The organism is Cupriavidus sp. 05N38, from assembly GCF_056397345.1.
This window is the reverse complement of record NZ_JBFTNF010000012.1, coordinates 268,604-291,005: the sequence shown is the minus strand read 5'-3', so window position 1 is coordinate 291,005 and position 22,402 is coordinate 268,604. Positions and strand designations below refer to the sequence as shown.

Genomic DNA, 22,402 nt, shown 5'->3' with positions numbered 1-22,402 from the left:
CAGCGCGTACTGGGCGGCCAGGCGATCGATCAGGTCGGGGTGGCGGCCGAGGTTCATGACAGGCTTTCCAGGCACGTGCGCAGGCGTTCCAGGCCGCGGCGTATCCATGATTTGATGGTCCCGAGCGGCACCCGCAGCTGCTCGGAAAGTTCGCTATGGCTCATGTCGCGCAGGTAGGCCAGCGCGATGGCCTGCCGCTGGGGCTGTTCCAGYCGCTGCAGGCACCGGTTCAGCGCCTGGGCCTGCTCGCTGGCCAGCGCCAGTTCGGCCGGGCCGGCCGCGTCGTCGGCGAGCCATTCGCCGAGGCTGTCGTCCAGTTCCACGGACTGGCTGGCGCGCGCGGCTGCCTGCCGGCGCAGGCAGTCGAGCGCGCGGTTGCGCACGATGGCTGTCATCCACGTCATCGGGGCGGCCAGGTGCGGCCGGTAGTCGCCGGCGTGATGCCAGATGCTGACAAAACTCTCCTGCACGACATCCTCCGCCCAGTCACGCCTGCTGGTGATACGCAGCGCGAGGCCAAACAGTTTCGTTGCCGTCTGGTCGTAGAGCTGGCGCAGGGCGTGCCGGTCGCCCATGGCCGTGCCCTGCAGCAGCGCGGCGAGCCGGTCGGCGTCGGCCGGCCTGGGGGCGAAGGTGGAATCGTCGGGGGAGGACACCGGGGGCGGAACTCGCAAGTGACGTTGCCGGATTATAGGCACGGCTTGCGCGTTTCATGGGTGCGGCACACCGCCAATCGCCGCATCCCGCTGCATCCGATCGGCAGGGCGCTGCGTAGATGGGTCAGGTGCCCGGGTTGTACCCGCCGCAGCCCGAGCGGGCGCGCGGCAGAACGAGCAGGGCACCACCTACCCCCAAGAGACAGGAGAAGACCATGGAACGCATGCAGTCGAAGCCCGGGCAGGCGTCGCGCCTTGCCGGCGAGGACACGCAGGACCGCATCCTTGTGGCACCGGATGCGCGCCGGCGCGGCCTGCTCAAAGTGCCCGGGCTGTTCGCGCTGGGCTCGCTGGCGGTGATGAGCCTGGGCGAGTCGATGCCGGCATGGGCGCAGGCCCAGTCCGGCAGCACCAAGGACGATATCGCCATCCTCAACGTTGCCCTCGGGCTGGAATACCAGGCCATCGCCGCCTATCAGGTGGGCGCCGAGAGCGGCCTGCTGCAAAAGCCGCTGCTGGACACCGCGGTGCGCTTCCAGACGCACCACAAGGCCCATGCGCAGGTGCTGGCAAGCACGGTGTCCAAGCTGGGCGGCAGTCCCGTCATGACCAAGAAGCCGGGCGAATACGGCTTCCCCGCCGACCAGCTCAAGACCCAGGCGGATGTGCTGCGCTTCGCCGCGGGACTGGAGRAGGGCGCCACCGCGGCTTACCTGGGCGTGCTGCCGAATTTCCACAACCGCGAGCTGACCAAGGCCGCCGGCAGCATCCTGGGCGACGAAGCCATGCATTGGGCGGTGCTGCTGTCCGCGCTCGGCGAAGACCCGGTCCCCGGCGCCTTCGTCGGCTGAGCGCCTCCCTCTGCGCCGTCCGGCCTGCGGGCCGGGCGGGTTTCCGCCGCCATGGTCAACCACCATGGCGGCTTTTTTACGCCGGCATGCGGCCGCCGGCGCCTGCTGCCTCAGCCGCTGTTGCGCAGTCCCGCCGCCACCCCGTTGATGGTGAGGTGGATGCCGCGGCGCACGCGGATGTCGTCGCCGTCCTTGCCCGAGCGGTAGCGCTTGAGCAGCTCCACCTGCAAGTGGTTGAGCGGGTCGAGGTAGGCGAAGCGGTTCTTGATCGAACGCGCCAGCAGCGGGTTGTCGGCCAGGCGTTCCTGGCGCCCGGTGATCAGCGCCAGCATCTCGCTGGTCAGGTGCCACTCCGCGCTGATGCGCGAGAACACGGTCTTGCGCAGCGCCGCGTCCTCGCACAGCCCGGCGTAGCGCGATGCCACCGCCAGGTCGGTCTTGGCCAGCACCATGTCCATATTGGACAGCAGCGTGGAGAAGAACGGCCAGTTCCTGACCATGCGGCGCAGGGTGGCTTCGACCGCCTTGCGGGCCTTGTCGTCCGGCGCCGCGTCCAGCACCGCCTTGACCGCGCTGCCGAAGCCGTACCAGCCCGGCAGCAGCAGCCGGCACTGGCCCCACGAGAAGCCCCAGGGAATCGCGCGCAGGTCTTCGATGCGGCGGTGCTTCTTGTCCATCAGCTTGCGCGAGGCCGGTCGCGAACCGAGGTTCAGGTCGGCGATCTCGGTGATCGGCGTGGTGGCGAAGAAGTAGTCCTTGAAGCCCGGCGTGTCGTAGACCAGGTGGCGGTAGGAGGAGAAGGCGCGGTCCGAGAGCTGCTGCATCATCGCCTCGAACGCGGCCAGCTCCTTCGGCGCGTTCTGCGTGGGCAGCAGCGAGGCCTCCAGCGTGGCGGCGATCACCGTCTCCAGGTTGCGCCGGCCGATCTCGGCGTTGGCGAACTTGCTGTTGATGATCTCGCCCTGTTCGGTCAGGCGGATCTGCCCGTTGACCGTGCCCGGCGGCTGCGACAGGATGGCCTGGTAGGTCGGGCCGCCGCCGCGCCCGACGGTGCCGCCGCGCCCGTGGAACAGGCGCAGCTTGACGCGGCGCTGCTCGAACAGCTGCACCAGCGCCAGCTCGGCCTTGTACAGTTCCCAGTTCGAGGTCAGGAAGCCGCCGTCCTTGTTGGAGTCCGAGTAGCCCAGCATGACCTCCTGCTCGCCGCCGTGGTGGGCGATCACCGAGGCGAAGCCCGGCAGCTCCAGCAGCGACTGCATGATGCCGGCGGCGTTGCGCAAGTCCTCGATGGTCTCGAACAGCGGGATCACCATCAGCTCCATGCGGGCCGGATCGGCCTTGCTGCCCAGCGTGCCGCGCAGCATGCCGGCTTCCTTCTGCAGCAGCATCACCTCGACCAGGTCGGAGAGCGTCTCGGTGTGCGAGATGATGTAGTTGCGCGCCACGCGCGCGCCGTAGCGTGCCCGCAGCTTGCGCGCCATCTCCAGGATGGCCAGTTCGCTGCGGGTCTGCTCGGAATAGGTGTGCCACGGCAGGGTCAGCAGGCGCGGCTGGCGCAGCTCGGCCAGCAGCAGCTCCAGCTTGCGCGGCTCCGGCAGGCTGGCGTAGTCGGCCTCCACGCCGGCGGCGGCGAACAGCTCCGCGATGACCGCCTCGTGCACGTCGGAGACCTGGCGCATGTCGATCGACGCCAGGTGGAAGCCGAACACGGCGATGGCCTTGGCCAGCGCATCGACGCGGGTGCGCGCCAGCGCCGCGCCGTGGTGGGCGCGCAGCGAGTCGATCACCACCTGTACATCGGCGCCGAACGACTGCGCATCGGCATAAGGCGCGGCGTCGGCCACCGCATGGCGCGGCGCGGCCTGCCCGGTCACCGCCAGGCAGGTTGCCGCCAGGCGCGCGTAGATGCCGATCAGGGCGCGGCGATAGGGCTCGTCGGCGCGGTGGTCGGAGTGGTCGGGCGAGGCTTCGGCCAGGGCCAGCAACTCGGGGCTGGCCTCCACCATCAGGCTCGACATCGACAGCTCGGCGCCGAGCGCGTGCACCTCGTCCAGGTACCACTCGAGGATCAGCGACGATTGCTTGCTGGCGGCCTGCTCCAGCGTATCCGCGGTGACGTTGGGATTGCCGTCGCGGTCGCCGCCGATCCACGAGCCCATCTGGAAGAAGGGCGCGAGCTGCGTGCCGCCGGCGGCCGGCGCGCCCTTGTTCTTGCGCGAGGCGGGGAACACCGCGGCGATGTCCTCCTCCAGCTCGCTCATCAGTTGCGGGATGCCGTGCAGGAAGCAGGTGCGGTAGTAAGAGAGCGCGTTCTCGATCTCGTCCACCACCATCAGGCGCGTGTTGCGCAGCATGCGGGTCTGCCACAGCGTGGTGACGCGCGCGCGCAGCAGTGCGGTGTTGTGGTCGCGCTCGCGCGCGGTCATGGGCAGGTCGCGCTCGGCCAGCAGGCGCGCGATCTCGCGCTCGGCGTCCAGGATGCTCTTGCGCTGCACCTCGGTGGGGTGGGCGGTGAGCACCGGCACGATCAGCGCTTCGTCGAAGAACTTGCGCAACGTCTTGCCGGTCACGCCGGCGGCGTCGATCGCCTCCAGCGCGCGCGCCAGGCTGCCCGGCTGCGGCGGCGAGCCCGCCAGCGCGTGCACGCGGCGGCGGCGGTTGTGGTGCTGGTCCTCGGCGATATTGGCCAGGTGCGAGAAATAGCTGAAGGCGCGCACCACCCAGTTGGTCTGGTCGCGCGACAGGCGCTTGAGCAGGCGGTCCAGCTCCGCGCCGGCGGCGCGGTCGTTCTCGCGGCGAAAGCGCACCGCGGTCTGGCGGATGGTCTCGACCAGCTCGAAGGCGGCTTCGCCTTCTTGCTCGCGCACGCACTCGCCCAGCAGGCGGCCCAGGAAGCGGATGTCCTCGCGCAGCGGCAGGTCCTTGTCGCTGGCGCGGCGCGCCGGCGCGCCGGCCAGCGGGATGGCGGCAGCCGCGGGCGCTGCGGCCCGCGTGCTTGCCCGGCCTTTTGCCCGGGCTGTCTTGGCGGCTTTGGTGGCGGGCGCGTCGGGGGTGCTTGCGGGAGCCGGGGCCAGGGCCAGGGCGGCGTCGGGGGCGTCAGCCCGGGCGGCGGTGGGCTTGCGCCGGCCGGCAGGGCGCGCAGCTTGCTGCGTCATRCAATCTCCTGTTGTCTCATATCTCTTATTCGTGGCCTGGAGTGGCTTGGGGTGCGTGCTAACATGCGCGGATGCAAGCATCCGTCCCCCCGACTCCTTCCAGCGGCTCGCCGCGCAAGCTCGTCATCGCCTCCCGCGAGAGCCGTCTGGCCATGTGGCAGGCCGAGCATGTGCGTGCTGCGTTGCAACAATACTATCCCGCGTGCGATGTGTCCATCCTCGGCATGACGACGCGCGGAGACCAGATTCTAGACCGTACGCTGTCGAAAGTCGGCGGCAAAGGGCTGTTCGTCAAGGAGCTGGAGATCGCGATGGCCGAGGGCCGCGCCGATCTCGCCGTGCACTCRCTCAAGGATGTGCCGATGGAGCTACCCGAGGGTTTCCTGCTCGCCGCCGTGATGGAGCGCGAGGACCCGCGCGACGCGCTGGTCTCGAGCCAGTTCGGCTCGCTCGACGAGATGCCCGCCGGCACCGTGGTGGGCACCTCCAGCCTGCGTCGCGAAGCCGCCCTGCGCACGCGCTACCCGCACCTGGAGATCCGTCCGCTGCGGGGCAATCTCGATACCCGCCTGGGCAAGCTGGACCGCGGCGACTACGCCGCCATCATCCTGGCCGCGGCCGGGCTCAAGCGCCTGGGCCTGGCCAGCCGCATCCGCGCCGTGCTGGATCCCGTCAGTTCGCTGCCGGCCGCGGGGCAGGGCGCGCTGGGCATCGAGATTCCCGCTGGCCGCCCTGAACTGGCCGCCTGGATCGCCCCGCTCAACCATGCGCCGAGTGCGCTGGCCGTGACCGCCGAGCGCGCCGTGTCGCGCATGCTGGGCGGCTCGTGCCAGGTGCCCTTGGCCGCGCATGCGCAGTGGGACGGCACCCGGTTGAGCATCGACGCCTTCGTGGCGCTACCGGACGGCACGCGCGGCGTGCGCGCCAGCTCGGCGGCCGTCGTGGCGGGTGCCGACGCAGCCGCCCAGGCCGAGGCGCTCGGCAAGGCCGTCGCGCAGGACTTGCTGGACCAGGGCGCAGCGGGGATCCTGGCTGCGCTGGCCGATCCGGCTTCTCCGCAAGCCCCCGCCTGAGGCCGGCCCATGCCCCGCCCGACCGTCGTTGTGACACGACCCGCCGGGCAGTCCCGGCAGCTGACCGAGGCGCTCTCGGCAGCCGGCCTGGACGTGCTCGGCTTTCCCCTGCTGGCGATCGGTCCCGCGGCCGACGAAGGCCCCCTGCGCGCCGCGCTGGCGCGGCTGGCGGACTTTGCGCTGGTGGTCTTCGTCAGCCCCAATGCGGTGGCCTTTGCACTCGACGCGCTGGCCCAGGTGCAGGACAAGCCCGCGCCGCAGTGGCCGCCATCCGTGCCGCTCGCGCTGGTGGGGCCCGCCAGCGTGGGTGCCCTGGCCGAGCGCGGGATCGCCTCGCCCGACTACCGGGTGATCGCGCCGGCGGGCAGCCATGCGCATGAAGCGGATGGCGCCAACGGGGGCGCAGACAGCAACGACATTCCCGATAGCGCGGATAGCATCGACAACGGCGATGCGCGCTTCGATTCCGAGGCCCTTTGGCAGCAGATCGAAAGCCGGCTTGGCATGCAGACGCTGGCCGGGCGCCAGGTCCTGATCATCCGCGGCAACGGCGGGCGCGACTGGCTGGCCGAGCGCCTGCGTGGCGCCGGCGCAGAGGTGAGCGCAGTCGAGGCTTACCAGCGCTCCGTGCCGACGCCCGGCAGCATGCAATGGCAAGCCGTGCGCGATGGCCTGAAGCCGGGTGCATCCCCGCAGGCGTGGCTGCTGACCAGCTCCGAAGCGGTGCGCAATCTCGACCGCATGGCCCGCGAGGCACTTAGCCCGCAGGAGCTGGCCGGCCTGCGCCAGGTGCAGTGCATTGCCCCCCATGCGAGAATCGCCGAACAGGCCGCCGCACTGGGCTTCGCCCATGTGCGGCGCGCCGCACCGGGCGACGGAGGGCTGCTCGCCGCGTGCCGCCGGTGGGCCCAGGCGCACGCCGGACCACCGGCGCCGATGCCRGCGGCGCCCCCGCTGGCCGTGGCCACGGCTGCGGTGGTGCCGGGGCCCGGGGCAACAGTGGCATTCGCGGCATCCGCGGCGTCTGCGGCGTCTGCCGCGGCAGCGGCGCCGGCCGCACCAGCCGCGCTGCCGACACCGGCGGCGCCCGAGCCCGGGCAAGACAATCGATCACCCGCAACATCGTCATCAACGTCAACGAAGGCCGATCGCGTGACGCAAGAACATACCGCTCCTCCCGCCGCCAGCCCGCCGTCCGCGGCCCCGGTGATGCCCGTCCGCGGCGCGTCGCGTTTCAATCCGTGGTGGCTGCTGCTCGCGCTGCTGATCCTCGCCATCGGCGGGGGCTTCTGGTGGCTGCAGCACCGTGTCGAGCACCTGACCCAGGAGCTGGCGCGGCGCCAGCAGAACAACGATGCGCTGGTGCAGGAGACGCGCGTGCTGTCGCGCAATGCGCAGGACACCGTCAAGGAACTGCAGGCCAAGGTCGGCGCGCTCGACGGCCAGGTCGGCGAGGCGCGCGACAAGCAATCCGCGCTGGAACAGGTCTACCAGGACCTGATGCGCAACCGCGACGACTGGGAGATCGCCGAGATCCAGCAGTTGCTCACCAACGCGGGCCAGCAGCTCCAGCTGACCGGCAATGTGCAGGTGGCGCTGGCCGCGCTGCAAAGTGCCGACACGCGCCTGGCGCGTACCGACAAGCCGCAGTACAACCTGCTGCGGCGGGCCATCGCGCGCGATGTCGCGCGCATGAAGGCGGTGCCCGATACCGACCTGACCGGCGCCGCCATCAAGCTCGACGAGGCCATCAACCAGATCGACGTGTTGCCGCTGCTGTCGAGCGAGCGCATGCTCGAGCGCAGCGAAGCCGATGCGCGCAAGGCCGACATCAAGGCTGACGTCAAGGCCGATCCCAGGACGGAGAAGGGCGCCACCGGCGCCAGGAACGGCGCGCGCGCCGATGCCGCGCCCCAGGCGGGCAACGCCATCGTCAACTGGTTCGGCGGGCTGTGGGGCAGCGTGCGCGACGAGCTGATGCAGGTCATCCGCATCCGCCGCGTCGACGATGCGCAGGCGCTGCTGCTGACCGGCGACCAGGGCTGGTTCCTGCGCGAGAACGTCAAGCTGCGCCTGCTCAATGCGCGCCTCGCGCTGCTGTCGCGCAACGAGCCGGTGTTCCGCAACGACCTGGCTGCCGCGCAAGCCATGATCGGCCGCTACTTCGATACCAAGTCGCGCCGCGTGCAGGCGGTGCTGACGCTGCTCAAGCAGGCCCAGGCCGGCGCCGTGTCAGTCCAGCTGCCGACCATGGCGGAAAGCCTCGGCGCGCTGCAGGCGCTCAAGAAGGAGTAGCGCATGCGGCTTCTGTTCTGGGTGGCGATCCTTTTTGGCGGCGCGGTCGGGCTGGCGCTGTTTACGCAATTCAATCAAAGCAACGTGGTGCTGTTCTACCCGCCGTACCGGGTCGAACTCTCGCTGAACCTGGCGCTGGCCCTGCTGCTGCTGGCGTTCTTCGTGGTCTGGACCATCCTCACCACCGTGCGGCATCTGTCGGAAATGCCGGGCCGCGCGGCGGCCTATCGCGAGCGCAGCCGCATGAACCGCGCGCAGGCCGCGTTGCGCGAGGCGATCGAGAACCTGTTCGCCGGCCGCTTCGCCCGGGCCGAGCGCACCGCGCGCGAAGCCCAGGCCTGGCCCGACCAGGCCCAGACCGCGGCGCTGATCGGTGCGCGCGCCGCCCACCGCATGCAGGAGATGGAGCGCCGCGACGCCTGGATGGCACAGGTCACCGGCGCCGAGCGCGAACAGGCGCGGCTGGTGTCGATGGCCGAGATGCTGGTCGACGCCCGCGACGCGGAAGGCGCGCTCGACACCATCGCGCAGCTGCAATCGCAGGGCTCCCGCCAGATCCACGTGCAGCGTATCGCGCTGCGCGCCCACCAGCACCTGAAGAACTGGTCCGAAGTGCTGCGCCTGGCGCGCTCGCTGGAAAAGCGCAATGCCCTGCATCCCGTGCTGGCGCTGCGCCTCAAGCAACTGGCCTGCGAGGCCCTGCTGGAAGAATGCCGCCACGACAGCGAGGCACTGCATGACCTGTGGCGCTCGCTGTCCTCCGACGAGCGCCGTGCCGCGCGCATCGCCGAGCCAGCCGCGCGCTACTTCGCGGCGCTGGGACGCCAGGACGAGGCGCGCAAGATCGTGGAAGACGCGCTCAAGGTCAACTGGGACAGCCGCCTGGTGCTGCGCTATGCCGAATGCGCCGAACCCGGCCACGCGCTGCCGCAGATCCAGCAGGCCGAGAAATGGCTGGCGCAGCATCCTGTCGATGCCGACCTGTATTTCGCGCTGGGCACGCTGTGCCTGGGCGAGAAGCTATGGGGCAAGGCCCAGTCGAGCTTCGAGCGGGCGCTCAAGTATGCCGACGACGAATCACAGCGCAGGCTGCGGGTGCGCGCGCACCTGGCGCTGGGCCGCCTCTACGAGGAGACCGAGCGGCCCGAGGAAGCGCAGAAGCACTATCGGGAAAGCGCCATGCTGGCAGCGTGAAGGCTGGCGCCGCGGGCTGCAAGGCGCGCGGTGCCGTGCGCCGGCGAACCTCATCGGGCGAACCTCATTCCTCCCCGCCCTGACCGGATTCCGTCCGGTTCTCCTTCACCACCGCATACCGCGCCAGCGTTTCCTTGCGTGCCACATCGTGCTGCACGAGCGGGCGTGGATAGTCCTCGCCGAGCGTCACCCCGGCGCCCGCCAGGACATCGTCGGGTGCCGTCCAGGGTGCGTGGATGTACTTGTCGGGCAGGCGCGCCAGTTGCGGCAGGTACTTGCGGATGAAGCGCCCCTGCGGGTCGAACTTCTCCGACTGCGTCACCGGATTGAAGATGCGGAAATACGGCTGCGCATCGCAGCCGGTGGAGGCGGCCCATTGCCAGCCGCCGTTGTTGGCGGAGAAATCGAAATCGTTGAGCTGGTCGGCGAAATACTGCTCGCCGCGCCGCCAGTCCACGCCCAGGTCCTTGACCAGGAAGCTGGCCACCACCATGCGCAGGCGGTTGTGCATATAGCCGCTCTGACGGATCTGCAGCATGGCCGCATCCACCAGCGGGTAGCCGGTGCGGGCGTCGCGCCAAGCCTCGAAGTAGCGCTCGCCGGTGGCGCCGGCCGCCCAGCGGATGGCATCGTAGGCCGGATGGAAGGCATGCCCGGCGGCCACGCGCGGATGGTGATGCAGGATCATGAAATAGAAATCGCGCCAGATCAGCTCGGACAGCCAGGTGGCTGCGCCCGCGCTGTCGGCGCCGCCGCGCAGCGTGGCGGCGTGTGCGGCGCGGGCCAGCGTGCGGATCGACAGCGTGCCGAAGCGCAGGTGCACAGACAGGTAGCTCGGGCCGCGCAGGGCGGGAAAGTCGCGCCGCCGCGCGTAGTCGCCCATGCGTTCGCAGAACTCCTCGAACAGGGCGTGGGCGCCTTCGCTCCCCGTCGGCATGGCGATCTCGGCCAGGTTGGACGGCGCGAAGCCCAGCGCCTGCAGCGTGGGCAACGCCCGCGCATGGGCCTTGGGCACCGGGGCGAGCGCCGAAAGCCAAGGCTCGACCGGATAGGGCCGCAGGTCGAACGGCAGCAGCGCCTTGAGCCAGGCGTTCTTGTACGGTGTGAACACCGAGAACGGCTTGCCCTGGCCGGTCAGGATCTCGTCGCGCTCGAAGATCACCTGGTCCTTGAAGGTGAAGAAGACGCGGGACGCATCGGCCAGGGCTTGCCTGACATGGGTGTCGCGAGCCTGCGCGGCGGGTTCGTAGTCGTGGTTGACGAAGACGGCCTGGGCATCCAGTTCGGCGGCCAGCGCGGGGATCGCCGCGCGCGCCGTGGCATTGAGCACGATCAAGCCGCCGCCGGCTGCCTTCAGGGTGGCCTCCAGCGAGGCCAGCGAGGCCAGGATGAACGCCACCCGGCGGTCGGCGGCCAGGCCGCGCGCGAGCAGCGGATCGAGGATCTCGCGGTCGAATACGAACACGCACCACACCCGGCGGCAGTGCTTGAGGGCATAATGCAGCGCCGCGTGATCGTCGGCGCGCAGGTCGCGCCGGAACCAGACCAGGCCGCGCTCGAACTGCCTGTCGATCCGGTAGGGCTGGCGCGCGCCGGCAGGGGAGAGGGGCAAGATCGGACGCTCCGCGGGATGAAGCCTGCTACCCTACCATACGGATGCGTGCAGGCGGCCGAGGCGCCGCATTGCCGCAATGCGCTGTGACGGACGCGTCCGAATTTCCAGTTTTCCAAGATTTCCAGATAGCAAGAAGCAAGACATGGCCACCACACTCGACCGCATCCTCCAATCGCAAGGCTTCGGCACCCGCCGCTACTGCGGCGACCTGATCGGCGCTGGCCTGGTCGAAGTCGACGGCGTGTTGTGCGAGGACCCGCGCGCGCAGTTCGAGGTCGAAGGGCTGCGCCTGACCGTGGACGGCGAGGCGTGGATCGGCCACGCCAAGGCCTACCTGATGCTCAACAAGCCGGTCGGCTACGAGTGCTCGCAGCGCCCGCGCCACCATCCCAGCGTCTACAACCTGCTGCCGGTGCCGCTGCGCCAGCGCGAGGTGCAGGCGGTGGGCCGGCTGGACCAGGACACCACCGGGCTGCTGCTGCTGTCGGACGACGGCCAGTTCATCCACGCGCAGACCTCGCCCAAGAAAAAGGTGCCCAAGGTCTATGAGGTGACGACGGCCGAGCCGGTCACGCAGGCCCAGGTCGACGCGCTGGTGGCCGGCGTGCAGCTGGAAGACGAACCCGCGCCGATCGCCGCGGTGGCTTGCGAGGCCACCGGCGAGCGCAGCCTGCGCCTGACGCTGTCGGAGGGCAAGTACCACCAGGTCAAGCGCATGGTGGTCGCGGCCGGCAACCACGTGGACGCGCTGCACCGCAGCGCCATCGGCGGGCTGGTGCTGGAAGCGGCGCTGGCGCTGGGCGAATGGCGCTGGCTGACGCCGGACGACCTGGCCGCGCTGAAGCGCATGGAATAGGGTGCGCGCGGCGACGCGCACCGGGGACCGGAGCGGAAGCGCCGGCATGCTGCGATGCGGCATGGGCGAATCTTTTCCGGACGGACGGCTTTGATTTGATAAAATGCAGGGATGGCGACGCTGGAAGCCCCAATCAATCTCACCAATCAGTTCCTGATTGCCATGCCCGGCATGGCAGACCCGACCTTTTCGGGTTCCGTCGTCTACTTGTGCGAGCACAACGACCGCGGCGCGCTGGGCCTGGTGATCAATCGGCCTATCGACATCGATATGGCCACGCTGTTCGACAAGATCGACCTCAAGCTCGAGATCCAGCCGGTGGCGCAGCAGCCCGTGTACTTCGGCGGGCCGGTGCAGACCGAGCGTGGCTTCGTGCTGCATGATCCGGTCGGCATCTACGTCTCTTCGCTGGCGGTGCCTGGCGGACTCGAGATGACCACCTCCAAGGACGTGCTGGAAGCCGTGGCCAACGGCAGCGGCCCGCATCGCTTCCTGCTCACGCTGGGCTATGCCGGCTGGGGCGCGGGGCAGCTCGAGGAGGAGCTCAGCCGCAACGGCTGGCTGACAGTCCAGGCTGACCCCGAGATCATCTTCAGCGTGCCTCCCGAAGAGCGCTTCGCCGCCGCCATCCGCCTGCTGGGCATCGACTTCACCATGCTCTCGGGCGAGGCCGGGCATGCCTGAGGGCGCAGCGGCGCACGTGCCGCGCCCGCTGCCCACCGACGGCACCGTCCTGGCATTCGATTACGGCGAAAAGAAGATCGGCGTCGCGCTTGGCAATTTCATCACGCGCGAGGCGCGGCCCCTCACCATCCTGCCCAATCCCACCGTGGAAGCCCGCTTCGAGGCGGTGACGGCGCTGATCAAGGAATGGGCGCCGGTCCAGCTGGTGGTGGGCATGCCCATCAAGCCGGATGGCGGCGAGCAGCCTTCCATGCGCCTTGCGCGCCGCTTTGGCAACCAGCTCAACGGCCGCTTCGGCTTGCCGGTGGAATGGGTGGACGAGCGCTACACCTCGCGGCTGGCCCAGATGGCCGGTTATCGCCCGGGCGAGCTCGACGCGGAAGCCGCCCGCCTTATCCTGCAACAGTACTTCGACCAGCATCCCCTATGACCCAGACTTCCTCTCCAGACGCCGAGGCGCTCTACCGAACGCTGCGTGACCAGGTGCAGGCAGCGCTGCCTGCGGCCGAGCGCGCGCAATGGTCGGTGGCCGGCATTTATTCCGGTGGCGCCTGGATTGCCGAGCGGCTGGCCGCCGACCTGCAACTGGCCGGCCACGGGGTCATCAACGTCGCCTTTCACCGCGACGACTATGCCAAGAAGGGCCTGCACAGCCAGGCCCAGCCCACCACGCTGCCGTTCGACGTGCAGGACCGCAAGATCCTGCTGATCGACGACGTGCTCGCCACCGGCCGCACCATCCGCGCCGCCGTCAACGAACTGTTCGACTACGGCCGCCCGGCCCGCGTGGCGCTGGCGGTGCTGGCGGACCGCGGCGGGCGCGAACTGCCGGCCGCCGCCGATTTCGTCGCCGCGCATATCGAGCTGCCGCCCGGCACCACGCTGGTGCTGTCGCACCAGGGCGCCGGCGCCGACATGCGCTTCGCCTTCGCCGTCGAGGCCACCGGCAACTGAGGCCGCCCGCTGCCGGGCTGGCGCGCGGGGATCCACCCCGGCACGCCAGCCTGGCTTGCAAGCTCAGCAACACAAGTCCGCTCCAGACCAGCCAATCGCCGCCGCCCGGCCCTCTCCAACTGCCATGATCAAGACGTTCCGCAACCCGCAACTGACCAAGAACGGCGAGCTCAAGCACCTGCTGTCGATCGAAGGCCTGTCGCGCGAGATGATCGCGCACATCCTCGACACCGCCAGCCAGTTCGTCTCGCTGTCCGACTCCGACCGCGACGTGAAGAAGGTGCCGTTGCTACGCGGCAAAAGCGTGTTCAACCTGTTCTTCGAGAACTCCACGCGCACCCGCACCACCTTCGAGATCGCCGCCAAGCGGCTCTCGGCGGACGTGCTCAACCTGAACATCAACGCCTCGTCCACCAGCAAGGGCGAGTCGCTGCTCGACACCATCAACAACCTGTCGGCGATGTCGGCCGACATGTTCGTGGTGCGCCATGCCAGCTCCGGCGCGCCCTACCTGATCGCCGAGCATGTCGCGCCGCATGTCCACGTGATCAACGCCGGCGACGGCCGCCACGCGCACCCCACGCAGGGGCTGCTCGACATGTACACGATCCGCCATTACAAGCAGGACTTCACCAAGCTCACGGTGGCCATCGTGGGCGACATCCTGCACTCGCGCGTGGCGCGCTCCGACATCCACGCGCTGACCACGCTGGGCGTGCCCGAAGTGCGCGCCATCGGCCCGCGCACGCTGCTGCCGTCCGGACTGGAACAGATGGGCGTGCGCGTCTTCCATAACATGGAAGAAGGGATGAAGGGCGTCGACGTGGTGATCATGCTGCGCCTGCAGAACGAGCGCATGAGCGGCGCGCTGCTGCCGTCGGCGCAGGAATACTTCAAGGCCTATGGCCTGACGCCCGAGCGGCTGGCGCTGGCCAGGCCCGACGCCATCGTGATGCACCCGGGTCCGATGAACCGCGGCGTGGAGATCGACTCCGCCGTGGCCGACGGCCCGCAATCCGTGATCCTCAACCAGGTGACCTTCGGCATCGCCGTGCGCATGGCGGTGATGGGGATCGTGGCCGGAAACCACGACTGAATCGCGCCGTAGCCGCACCATTGCGTCCCAGCCAGAACAACCGAAACAAGCCAAGCGACACGATATGAAGATCCACATCAAGGGCGGCCGCCTGATCGACCCGGCCGCGAACATCGATGCGCAGCAAGACCTTTACATCGCCGCCGGCAAGGTCGTCGGCGTCGGCAGCGCGCCGGCGGACTTCCATGCCAACAAGACCATCGACGCCAGCGGGCTGGTCGTCTGCCCGGGCCTGGTCGACCTGTCCGCGCGCCTGCGCGAGCCCGGCTACGAATACAAGGCCACGCTGGAGTCCGAAGTGGCCGCCGCCACCGCCGGCGGCGTGACCAGCCTGGTCTGCCCGCCCGACACCGACCCGGTGCTCGACGAGCCCGGCCTGGTGGAAATGCTCAAGTTCCGCGCGCGCACGCTCAACCAGACCCACGTCTATCCGCTCGGCGCGCTCACGCTCGGCCTCAAGGGCACGACCCTGACCGAGATGTCGCAGCTCACCGAAGCTGGCTGCATCGGCTTCTCGCAGGCCGAGGCCCCGATCCACAACACCCAGGTGCTGCTGCGCGCGCTGCAATACGCGCAGACCTTCGGCTTCACGGTGTGGCTGCGCCCCGAGGACCCCTACCTTGGCGGCGGCGTGGCCGCCAGCGGCGCGGTGGCGTCGCGCCTGGGGCTGTCCGGCGTCTCGGTGATCGCCGAAACCGTGCGCCTGCACACCATCTTCGAACTGATGCGCAGCACCGGCGTGCGCGTGCACCTGTGCCGCCTGTCGTCCGCCGCCGGTATCGAACTGGTGCGCCAGGCCAAGCGCGAAGGCCTCGCCGTCACCTGCGACGTCAATATCCATCACGTCTCGCTGACCGACATGGACATCGGCTACTTCAACTCGCAGATGCGCTTCTCGCCGCCGCTGCGCAGCGGCCGTGACCGCGACGCCATCATCGCCGGCCTGGCCGACGGCACCATCGATGCCCTGTGCTCCGACCACACCCCGGTGGACGACGACGAAAAGCTGCTGCCCTTCGCCGAAGCCTCGCCCGGCGCCACCGGCCTCGAACTGCTGCTGCCGCTGACGCTGCGCTGGGCCGCGGAACACAAGGTCCCCCTGGCCAAGGCGCTCGCCCGCATCACCGCCGAACCCGCCCGCGTGCTCGGCCTGCCGGCCGGCACCCTGACCAGCGGCAGCACCGCGGATATCTGCATCTTCCATCCCGAACAGGAATGGAAGGTCGAGCGGCGCGCGCTCAAGAGCCAGGGCAAGAACTCGCCATGGCTCGGCTATGACATGCGCGGCCGCGTACGCACCACGCTGGTCAGCGGCCACGTGGTCTACGAACTGCACTGACGTCATGCCGGAGAGCCTTGCATGATCTGGCTGCGCAAGACCGCGCTCATCCTGCACCTGCTGCGCGGCCTGCTCACGTGCGCGCTGCTGTTCCCGTGGCTGGGCACCGAATCGCGTCAATGGCATATCCGGCGCTGGTCGCGCCGGCTGCTGCGCATCTGCGGGATCACGGTCGAAGTGCAAGGGCTCAAGCCGGGAGAAGCGCCGCCGCGCGGCGCCATGGTGGTGTCCAACCATATTTCCTGGCTCGACATCTACGTCATCAACACCTGGCAGCCGGTGCGCTTCGTCGCAAAATCAGAGATCCGTGACTGGCCCGTGATTGGCTGGCTGTGCGCCCAGACCGGCACCATCTTCATCGAACGGGCCCGCAAGCGTGACGCACACCGCGTTTTGCACGCCATCACCGACGTGATGCTGCAGGGCGACCTGGTATGCGTGTTCCCGGAAGGCACCACCACCGACGGCACCAGCGTGCTGCCGTTCCACGCCAACCTGATGCAGGCGCCGATTTCGGGCGGGCTGCCGGTGCAACCGGTCGGGCTGGCTTACCTGGACACCGCCACCGGGCAGCCCACCCTGGCACCGGCGTATATCGGGGACCTGAGCTTGCTCGATACGCTCGATGCGGTGCTGCGGGCGAGGCCGATCACGGCACGGCTGTGCTTTGCTCCGGCCATCGCCGCGGCCAGTGCCAGCCGGCGGGAGCTGGCGCAGGCGGCGTGGGAGGTGGTGGGGCATCTGAGCCAGGGGGCGCAGCACCATGCGCTGGAGGTGGTGGGGCGGGTCAATGGCGGCGTGACTCCGCCTGCCACCGACCTTCCCGGCCTTCCCGGCCTTCCCGAACTCACGGACGAAGGCACGCCCGCGCCAGCCACCTCGCAGTAGGCGGCAAGCCGCCCGGATGGCATTACGCCAGAGGGTCGCAATACTGCGGGCACTCGACCTGCACCAAGGTCCGCTCGGCCGGATCCGCCGCCAGCCGCGCGGCCGTCAGCTTGCCGCCCCAGACGCAGCCCGTATCCAGCGCCATCAGGTTCGGCCGCATTACCAGCCCGAGGGTCGACCAGTGCCCGCACACCACGGTGGTGCCCTCCGTCCGGCGGCCGGGGATGTCGAACCAGGGCATGTAACCCGCCGGCGAGCCGCCCGGGCCTTCCTTGGTCTTGAGGTCCATCACGCCGTCCGTACGACAGAAGCGCAGGCGGGTGAGGGCGTTGACAACGACCCGGTGGCGGTCGATGCCGCGCAGGCTGTCGTCCCAGTGGTCCGCGGCGTTGCCGAAAACATCGGCCAGGAAGGTTTTCCAGTCGGGGCCCTGCAGCTCGCGCTCGACTTCCCGGGCCAGCTCCATGGTCTGGTCGGCGCTCCACTGGGGTAGCACGCCGGCGTGGACCAGGAGAAAGCCGTTTTCATGGATGGCCATCGGGCGGTGGCGCAGCCATGTGATTAATTCATCGCAATCCGGCGCGCCAAGAAGATCGTCCAGCGTATCGCTGCGCCCGCGCTTGYGCACGCCCGCGGCCACCGCCAGGAAATGGATGTCGTGGTTGCCGAGGACGGATTCGGCGCGGGCGCCGAGTTCGCGCACGGTGCGCAGGGTACGCAGCGAGGCGGGGCCGCGGTTGATGAGGTCGCCGACAAAGCGCAGGGCGCTGTCCTGGGGCAGGCGAGCGACCAGTTCGTCCAGCGAACCGGCACAGCCCTGGAGGTCGCCGATGGCGAAATGATGTTTTTGGGTCACAAATAGGGGCCGGTTAAGCATTGCGCCAGGTCTTCACCCGGTTGGCATTTGGTGGCACGGATACGTTACAACACGCTACAAAAAAAAGGGGGAGCATCTCAAGCAGGGGGGGTCTGTCGGATAGAATACCGCCACTTCTGCAAATACTTAACATGACGCCGCCCGTTTCGGGCCCGGCGGAGACTTGGCATTCGCCGTGTTCTCGAATATCAGATAGCAGGGAGCCCTGGTCTTGTCCCAAATACTTGTCACTGGTGGCGCCGGTTTCATCGGTGCCAATTTCGTTCTTGACTGGCTGCGCGATGACAGCGCGGACGCGGTTGTCAACGTGGACAAGCTGACGTATGCGGGCAACCTGGAATCCCTGGCATCGCTGCAGGGCAATAGCCGCCACACCTTCTCCCGCACCGACGTCTGCGACCGGGCGGCGCTGGACCGGCTCTTCGACAGGCACCGGCCCCGCGCCGTGATCCACTTTGCCGCCGAAAGCCACGTCGACCGCTCGATCGAAGGACCGGGCGCATTCATCCAGACCAATGTTGTCGGCACGTTCACCTTGCTGGAGGCCGCGCGCGCCTATTGGCAAAGCCTTCCGGTCCCGGAGCGCGAGGCTTTCCGCTTCCTGCACGTCTCCACGGACGAGGTATTCGGTTCCCTGAAAGATAGTGATCCTGCCTTCACGGAGACCACGGCCTACACTCCGAATAGTCCGTATTCGGCATCCAAGGCCGGTGCTGACCACCTGGTGCGGGCTTATCACCATACCTATGGCTTGCCGGTCCTGACCACGAACGGTTCAAATAGCTATGGCCCCTATCACTTTCCCGAGAAGCTGATCCCGCTGGTCATTACCCGGGCCCTGGCTGGCGAGCCGTTACCGGTCTACGGCGACGGACTTAACGTAAGGGACTGGCTCTACATTGCGGATCATTGCGCTGCTATCCGCGCGGTGCTGGCCCATGGGCGGCCTGGGGAGACCTACAACGTCGGGAGCGGAAACGAGAAGGCCAACCTCGACGTGGTCGGGGCCCTGTGCGATCTCCTCGACGAACTGCGGCCGAAGGCCAGCGGTTCCTATCGCAGCCAGATCACCTTCGTTGCCGACCGTCCCGGCCACGACCGGCGCTATGCGGTCGATTCGCACAAGCTCCGGACAGAACTAGGCTGGATCTGCGAGGAGACCTTCGAGTCGGGACTGCGCAAGACGGTTCAGTGGTATCTGGACAATCCGCAGTGGATCGAGCGCATGACCTCCGGAGAGTATCGGAAGGCGCGAGAATGACCGATGTGCGCAATAATCCATCTCACGTGCCGACGCTTCTTGTAACAGGAAGCAACGGCCAGGTGGGGTTCGAATTGCGGCGTGCCCTGATGCCACTCGGGCGCGTGATCGCGCTCGACCGCGCTGCCTGCGACCTGGCGCGTGCCGACAGTATCCGCCATGCCGTGCAGGAATATCGCCCCGACGTCATCGTCAATGCCGCGGCCTGCACTAGCATGGATAAGGCCGAAGTCGACGCGGAGGGCGCATTTGCCGTGAATGCCACCGCCGTCGGTATTCTTGCCGAGGAAGCGAAGCGGCTCGGCAGCCTCTTCGTGCACTATTCAACGGATTGTGTTTTCGATGGGCGGCAAGACGTTCCTTATACGGAAACGGATGCGGTGAATCCCATTTCCGTCTATGGGCGGAGTAAGCTGGCAGGGGAGCAGGCCATCGCAGACGTGGAGCCAGCCGCACTTGTTTTGCGAACAAGCTGGGTGGCTGGCGCGCACGGCCGCAATTTTGCCAAGACCATGCTGCGCTTCGGCCGCGAACAGGCCTCGATCCGAGTGATCCGGGACCGTTTCGGCGCACCCACGGGCGCCGCCCTGATTGCCGACGTGACGGCGCAGATCGTGGCGCGGCAATGGCTGTTCGGCGACCGGCAGGCGTTCCCGCACGGTATCTACCATCTTGCCGCGGCGGGTGAAACCAGTCCTTATGGCTATGCCAGCGAAGTGCTGCAGTATGCGGCGGACAAAGGTCTGGCGCTGAAGACCGGCCCCGCGCAGCTGCAGGCGATTCCAGCAAGCGAATACCCGTTGCCGGCGGCCCGGCTGGCCAGCGCCCGGCTCGATACCGGCAAGCTGCGCGCTACCTTCGGCATTCATTTGCCGGACTGGCGCGAAGGCGTGCATCACCTGCTCGATCAGATCCTGCCGGAGGTGGGCCAGCCATGAACCTGAAAGCGACGCCTACGGCCCTGCCGGAAGTGCTGATACTTGAACCGAGGGTGTTTGCCGACGATCGCGGGCATTTTTTCGAAAGCTTCAATGCGCGCGAGTTCGAAAATGCAACGGGTTTTAGCGGTGTTTTTGTGCAGGATAATCACAGCCTGTCGGCAAGAAATGTGATTCGTGGCCTGCATTACCAGATCGGGCGCCCGCAAGGAAAACTGGTCCGGGTTGTGGCGGGGGAAATTTTCGACGTGGCGGTGGATCTGCGGCGTCAGTCGCCGCGCTTCGGGCAATGGGTAGGAATGACGCTGTCACGAAGGAGCGGCCAGCAATTGTGGGTCCCACCGGGTTTTGCGCACGGCTTCCTGGTTTTATCGGACACGGCGGAAGTGATTTATAAGACAACAGAATACTGGAGCCAGAGCCATGAACGGACCATCGCGTGGGAYGAACCGCAGTTGGGCATTTCCTGGCCTCTCGAGGGGCGGCCGATTCTGTCGGAGAAGGATCGCCACGGCGCTCTCCTTGCCGAGGCGGATGTCTTTGCCTGAAGCCAGCGCGGCCACAGTGCCGGCGCGTGTGCCGGCAGTCCGTTGTGACGACTAATTCAAGAACAATCATGCTGCTCAAGAAAATCTCGGAGATGTCGCGTCAGAAGAAGATTCTGCTGATGCTGGTGCTCGATTTCTTTTTACTGCCGCTGTCGCTCTGGTCGGCGGTCGGATTGCGCACGGATCATTGGCAGGTCAGCTCGCAATACCCCATCGGCCTGTACTTCGTCACCTCCCTCGTTGCGATTCCGGTCTTTATCAAGCTGGGCTTGTACCGGTCGGTGGTGCGGTATATGGAGGACCGGGCCATTCTGACCATCGTGGCCGCAGTCACCATTTCGATCGGTATATTCGGGTCGCTGATTTTCTTCCTGGGCCTGTCCAACGTGCCGCGCGGGGCATTGCTGATCTACTGGCTGCTTGCCATCGTCTATATCGTCTGCAGTCGGTTCTTCGTGCGGGCGGCGTTCAGGATGCTGCCATCGTTCGGGCACCAGGGGCAGAAGGTCGTGATCTATGGCGCCGGCGACGCCGGCCGGCAGCTTGCCGTCGCGCTGGGCGTCGGCACGGAGTACGAGCCCGTGGCGTTCGTTGACGACGACGTGGCCAAGCGCGGGCTGAGCATCGCCGGGATCAAGGTCCACGGCGCGGACGAACTGCCGGCGCTGGTCAGGCGGCTCGCGGTCCAGCAGGTGCTGATCGCCATCCCGTCGGCATCGCGCAGCAGGCGTATCGAGATCGTCAACGCGCTCGAGCCGCTGGCTGTCGAGGTGCGCGCCGTGCCCGGCATGGCCGAGATGGTTTCCGGCGAGGTGCGCCTGGACGACGTGCGCGAGGTCGAGATCGACGAATTGCTGGGGCGCGACGTGGTGGCGCCCAACAAGAAGCTGTTGATGGGCAATATCGACGGCAAGAGCGTCATGGTGACCGGCGCGGGCGGCTCCATCGGTTCCGAGCTCTGCCGGCAGATCATCAAGAACAATCCGTTGCGGCTGGTCCTGTATGAGCAGTCCGAGTTTGCCTTGTACGCGCTCGAATACGAGTTGCAGCAGACCATCCTGGCGAAGGGGCTGTCGATCGAACTGGTGCCGGTGCTCGGCTCGGTGCAGAACGGCGAGCGGGTGTACGGGATCATGTCCCGCTACGGCGTGCAGACGATCTACCATGCGGCGGCCTACAAGCACGTGCCGATCGTCGAGTTCAACATGACCGAGGGCATCCTGAACAACACCGTTGGCACGCGGGTCACGGCGGAGGCGGCGATCCGTGCCAACGTCGAAGCGTTCGTGCTGATCTCGACCGACAAGGCGGTGCGCCCGACCAATGTCATGGGGGCAAGCAAGCGCATGGCCGAGCTCTGCCTGCAGGCCTTTGCGCAGGAGCCGCACGTGCGCACCCGCTTCAGCATCGYCCGCTTCGGCAACGTGCTCGGGTCGAGCGGGTCGGTGGTGCCGCTGTTCCGGACGCAGATCGCGAGCGGCGGTCCGGTGACCGTCACCCACCCGGACATCATCCGTTATTTCATGACGATCCCGGAGGCGGCCCAGCTTGTTATCCAGGCCGGYGCGATGGGGGGCGACGGCGAGGTATTCGTGCTCGATATGGGCCAGCCGGTGAAAATCGTCGACCTGGCCCGTCGCATGATTCACCTGAGCGGATTCCAGGTGCGCGACGAAAACAATCCGGATGGGGATATCGAGATTGAATTTACCGGCCTGCGCCCGGGCGAGAAGCTTTACGAGGAACTGCTGATCGGCGACGCCGTCAGCGGCACGGGCCATCCGCGCATCATGAAAGCGGACGAGTCCTGCCTGAGCCGCGAGAAACTCGACGAAGAAATGCGCAGCCTTATCGCGGCCTGCGATTGCAACGACTGCGAGGCGATCCGCACCATTCTCCTCGAATGCGTATCGGGTTTCCGTCCCGACCGCGACATCAAGGACCACCTGCATGAAGAGCCGGCACCCCGTATCCGCCTGCTGCGCTAAGGCCGGAACGTTGATCCGGCCGCAAGGCGCAGGCATGCGCGGGCGGGCGCACCCCGTGTGCCGGCAACGCCGCGCCACGGCGCCATTTCGTTTCGGAGCACTGAAACTATGGCAAAATGCCGGGAGTTTTTGTC

General features: G+C 67.9%; 19 protein-coding genes. 15 read left to right on the top strand and 4 right to left on the bottom strand.

Going from position 1 to position 22,402, the window contains the following annotated elements:
- Positions 1–53: 53 nt before the first annotated feature.
- On the bottom strand, positions 54–575 hold the full coding sequence (locus tag AC1DK4_RS12405) for a sigma-70 family RNA polymerase sigma factor (protein ID WP_441613326.1): 522 nt from the start codon (positions 573–575) through the stop codon (positions 54–56).
- Between the two features lie 305 nt (positions 576–880).
- On the opposite strand from AC1DK4_RS12405, the gene AC1DK4_RS12400 reads away from it, so the two are divergent.
- Complete coding sequence (locus AC1DK4_RS12400; protein WP_477131557.1) at positions 881–1,507, top strand: ferritin-like domain-containing protein; 627 nt, start codon at positions 881–883, stop codon at positions 1,505–1,507.
- Between the two features lie 110 nt (positions 1,508–1,617).
- Here the strand turns inward: AC1DK4_RS12400 and ppc are convergent, their stop codons facing one another.
- Positions 1,618–4,662 (bottom strand): phosphoenolpyruvate carboxylase, encoded by a 3,045-nt coding sequence (ppc, locus tag AC1DK4_RS12395; protein ID WP_441643198.1) that lies wholly within the window; start codon positions 4,660–4,662, stop codon positions 1,618–1,620.
- Positions 4,663–4,733: 71 nt separating this feature from the next.
- Between ppc and hemC the strand changes: the two genes are divergently transcribed.
- From hemC to AC1DK4_RS12380, 3 genes are read left to right on the top strand one after another with little or no spacing between them, the layout of a single operon-like run.
- Positions 4,734–5,735: a hydroxymethylbilane synthase gene (hemC, locus tag AC1DK4_RS12390; RefSeq protein WP_441649657.1), complete on the top strand. Its 1,002-nt coding sequence runs from the start codon at positions 4,734–4,736 to the stop codon at positions 5,733–5,735.
- Positions 5,736–5,744: 9 nt separating this feature from the next.
- On the top strand, positions 5,745–8,030 hold the full coding sequence (hemDX, locus tag AC1DK4_RS12385; protein WP_441613300.1) for a fused uroporphyrinogen-III synthase HemD/membrane protein HemX: 2,286 nt from the start codon (positions 5,745–5,747) through the stop codon (positions 8,028–8,030).
- Between the two features lie 3 nt (positions 8,031–8,033).
- Entirely contained in the window at positions 8,034–9,224 is a 1,191-nt protein-coding gene (locus tag AC1DK4_RS12380; RefSeq protein ID WP_441613299.1) for a heme biosynthesis protein HemY, read from the top strand.
- 64 nt (positions 9,225–9,288) lie between these two features.
- Here AC1DK4_RS12380 and AC1DK4_RS12375 read toward each other — a convergent pair whose 3' ends face one another.
- Complete coding sequence (locus AC1DK4_RS12375) at positions 9,289–10,836, bottom strand: cryptochrome/photolyase family protein (protein WP_441613298.1); 1,548 nt, start codon at positions 10,834–10,836, stop codon at positions 9,289–9,291.
- A 145-nt stretch (positions 10,837–10,981) separates the two neighbouring features.
- Here AC1DK4_RS12375 and AC1DK4_RS12370 point away from each other — a divergent pair, with 145 nt between their 5' ends.
- The 7 genes from AC1DK4_RS12370 to AC1DK4_RS12340 all read left to right on the top strand — a co-directional run bounded on the left by AC1DK4_RS12370 (position 10,982) and on the right by AC1DK4_RS12340 (position 16,656).
- Positions 10,982–11,695, top strand: a complete 714-nt coding sequence (locus AC1DK4_RS12370; protein WP_441613297.1) for a 16S rRNA pseudouridine(516) synthase — start codon at positions 10,982–10,984, stop codon at positions 11,693–11,695.
- Positions 11,696–11,806: 111 nt separating this feature from the next.
- A complete protein-coding gene (locus AC1DK4_RS12365) occupies positions 11,807–12,379 on the top strand; it encodes a YqgE/AlgH family protein (RefSeq protein ID WP_035863791.1) in 573 nt (190 codons plus the stop codon).
- A complete protein-coding gene (ruvX, locus tag AC1DK4_RS12360) occupies positions 12,372–12,809 on the top strand; it encodes a Holliday junction resolvase RuvX (protein WP_441613296.1) in 438 nt (145 codons plus the stop codon). Before AC1DK4_RS12365 ends, ruvX begins: the two co-directional genes overlap by 8 nt.
- Entirely contained in the window at positions 12,806–13,333 is a 528-nt protein-coding gene (pyrR, locus tag AC1DK4_RS12355; RefSeq protein ID WP_441613295.1) for a bifunctional pyr operon transcriptional regulator/uracil phosphoribosyltransferase PyrR, read from the top strand. The genes ruvX and pyrR overlap by 4 nt, the downstream gene beginning before the upstream one ends.
- A gap of 124 nt (positions 13,334–13,457) precedes the next feature.
- Positions 13,458–14,429: an aspartate carbamoyltransferase catalytic subunit gene (locus tag AC1DK4_RS12350; RefSeq protein ID WP_441613294.1), complete on the top strand. Its 972-nt coding sequence runs from the start codon at positions 13,458–13,460 to the stop codon at positions 14,427–14,429.
- A gap of 64 nt (positions 14,430–14,493) precedes the next feature.
- Positions 14,494–15,768 (top strand): dihydroorotase, encoded by a 1,275-nt coding sequence (locus AC1DK4_RS12345; RefSeq protein ID WP_441613293.1) that lies wholly within the window; start codon positions 14,494–14,496, stop codon positions 15,766–15,768.
- A gap of 21 nt (positions 15,769–15,789) precedes the next feature.
- A complete protein-coding gene (locus tag AC1DK4_RS12340) occupies positions 15,790–16,656 on the top strand; it encodes a lysophospholipid acyltransferase family protein (protein WP_441613292.1) in 867 nt (288 codons plus the stop codon).
- A 22-nt stretch (positions 16,657–16,678) separates the two neighbouring features.
- On the opposite strand, the gene AC1DK4_RS12335 is transcribed toward AC1DK4_RS12340, so the two are convergent.
- On the bottom strand, positions 16,679–17,533 hold the full coding sequence (locus AC1DK4_RS12335; RefSeq protein WP_477131555.1) for a symmetrical bis(5'-nucleosyl)-tetraphosphatase: 855 nt from the start codon (positions 17,531–17,533) through the stop codon (positions 16,679–16,681).
- Between the two features lie 211 nt (positions 17,534–17,744).
- On the opposite strand from AC1DK4_RS12335, the gene rfbB reads away from it, so the two are divergent.
- From rfbB to AC1DK4_RS12315, 4 genes are all read left to right on the top strand, one after another.
- The gene (gene rfbB / locus AC1DK4_RS12330) at positions 17,745–18,794 is read left to right on the top strand and encodes a dTDP-glucose 4,6-dehydratase (protein WP_441613290.1); all 1,050 of its coding nucleotides are present in this window, start codon (positions 17,745–17,747) and stop codon (positions 18,792–18,794) included.
- Positions 18,791–19,732 carry a dTDP-4-dehydrorhamnose reductase gene (gene rfbD, locus AC1DK4_RS12325; RefSeq protein WP_441613289.1) on the top strand — a complete coding sequence of 314 codons (942 nt, stop codon included), beginning with the start codon at positions 18,791–18,793 and terminating at the stop codon, positions 19,730–19,732. Before rfbB ends, rfbD begins: the two co-directional genes overlap by 4 nt.
- Entirely contained in the window at positions 19,729–20,280 is a 552-nt protein-coding gene (gene rfbC, locus AC1DK4_RS12320; protein ID WP_441613288.1) for a dTDP-4-dehydrorhamnose 3,5-epimerase, read from the top strand. The genes rfbD and rfbC overlap by 4 nt, the downstream gene beginning before the upstream one ends.
- Positions 20,281–20,348: 68 nt before the next feature.
- Entirely contained in the window at positions 20,349–22,268 is a 1,920-nt protein-coding gene (locus AC1DK4_RS12315; RefSeq protein ID WP_477131554.1) for a polysaccharide biosynthesis protein, read from the top strand.
- Positions 22,269–22,402 lie beyond the last annotated feature (134 nt).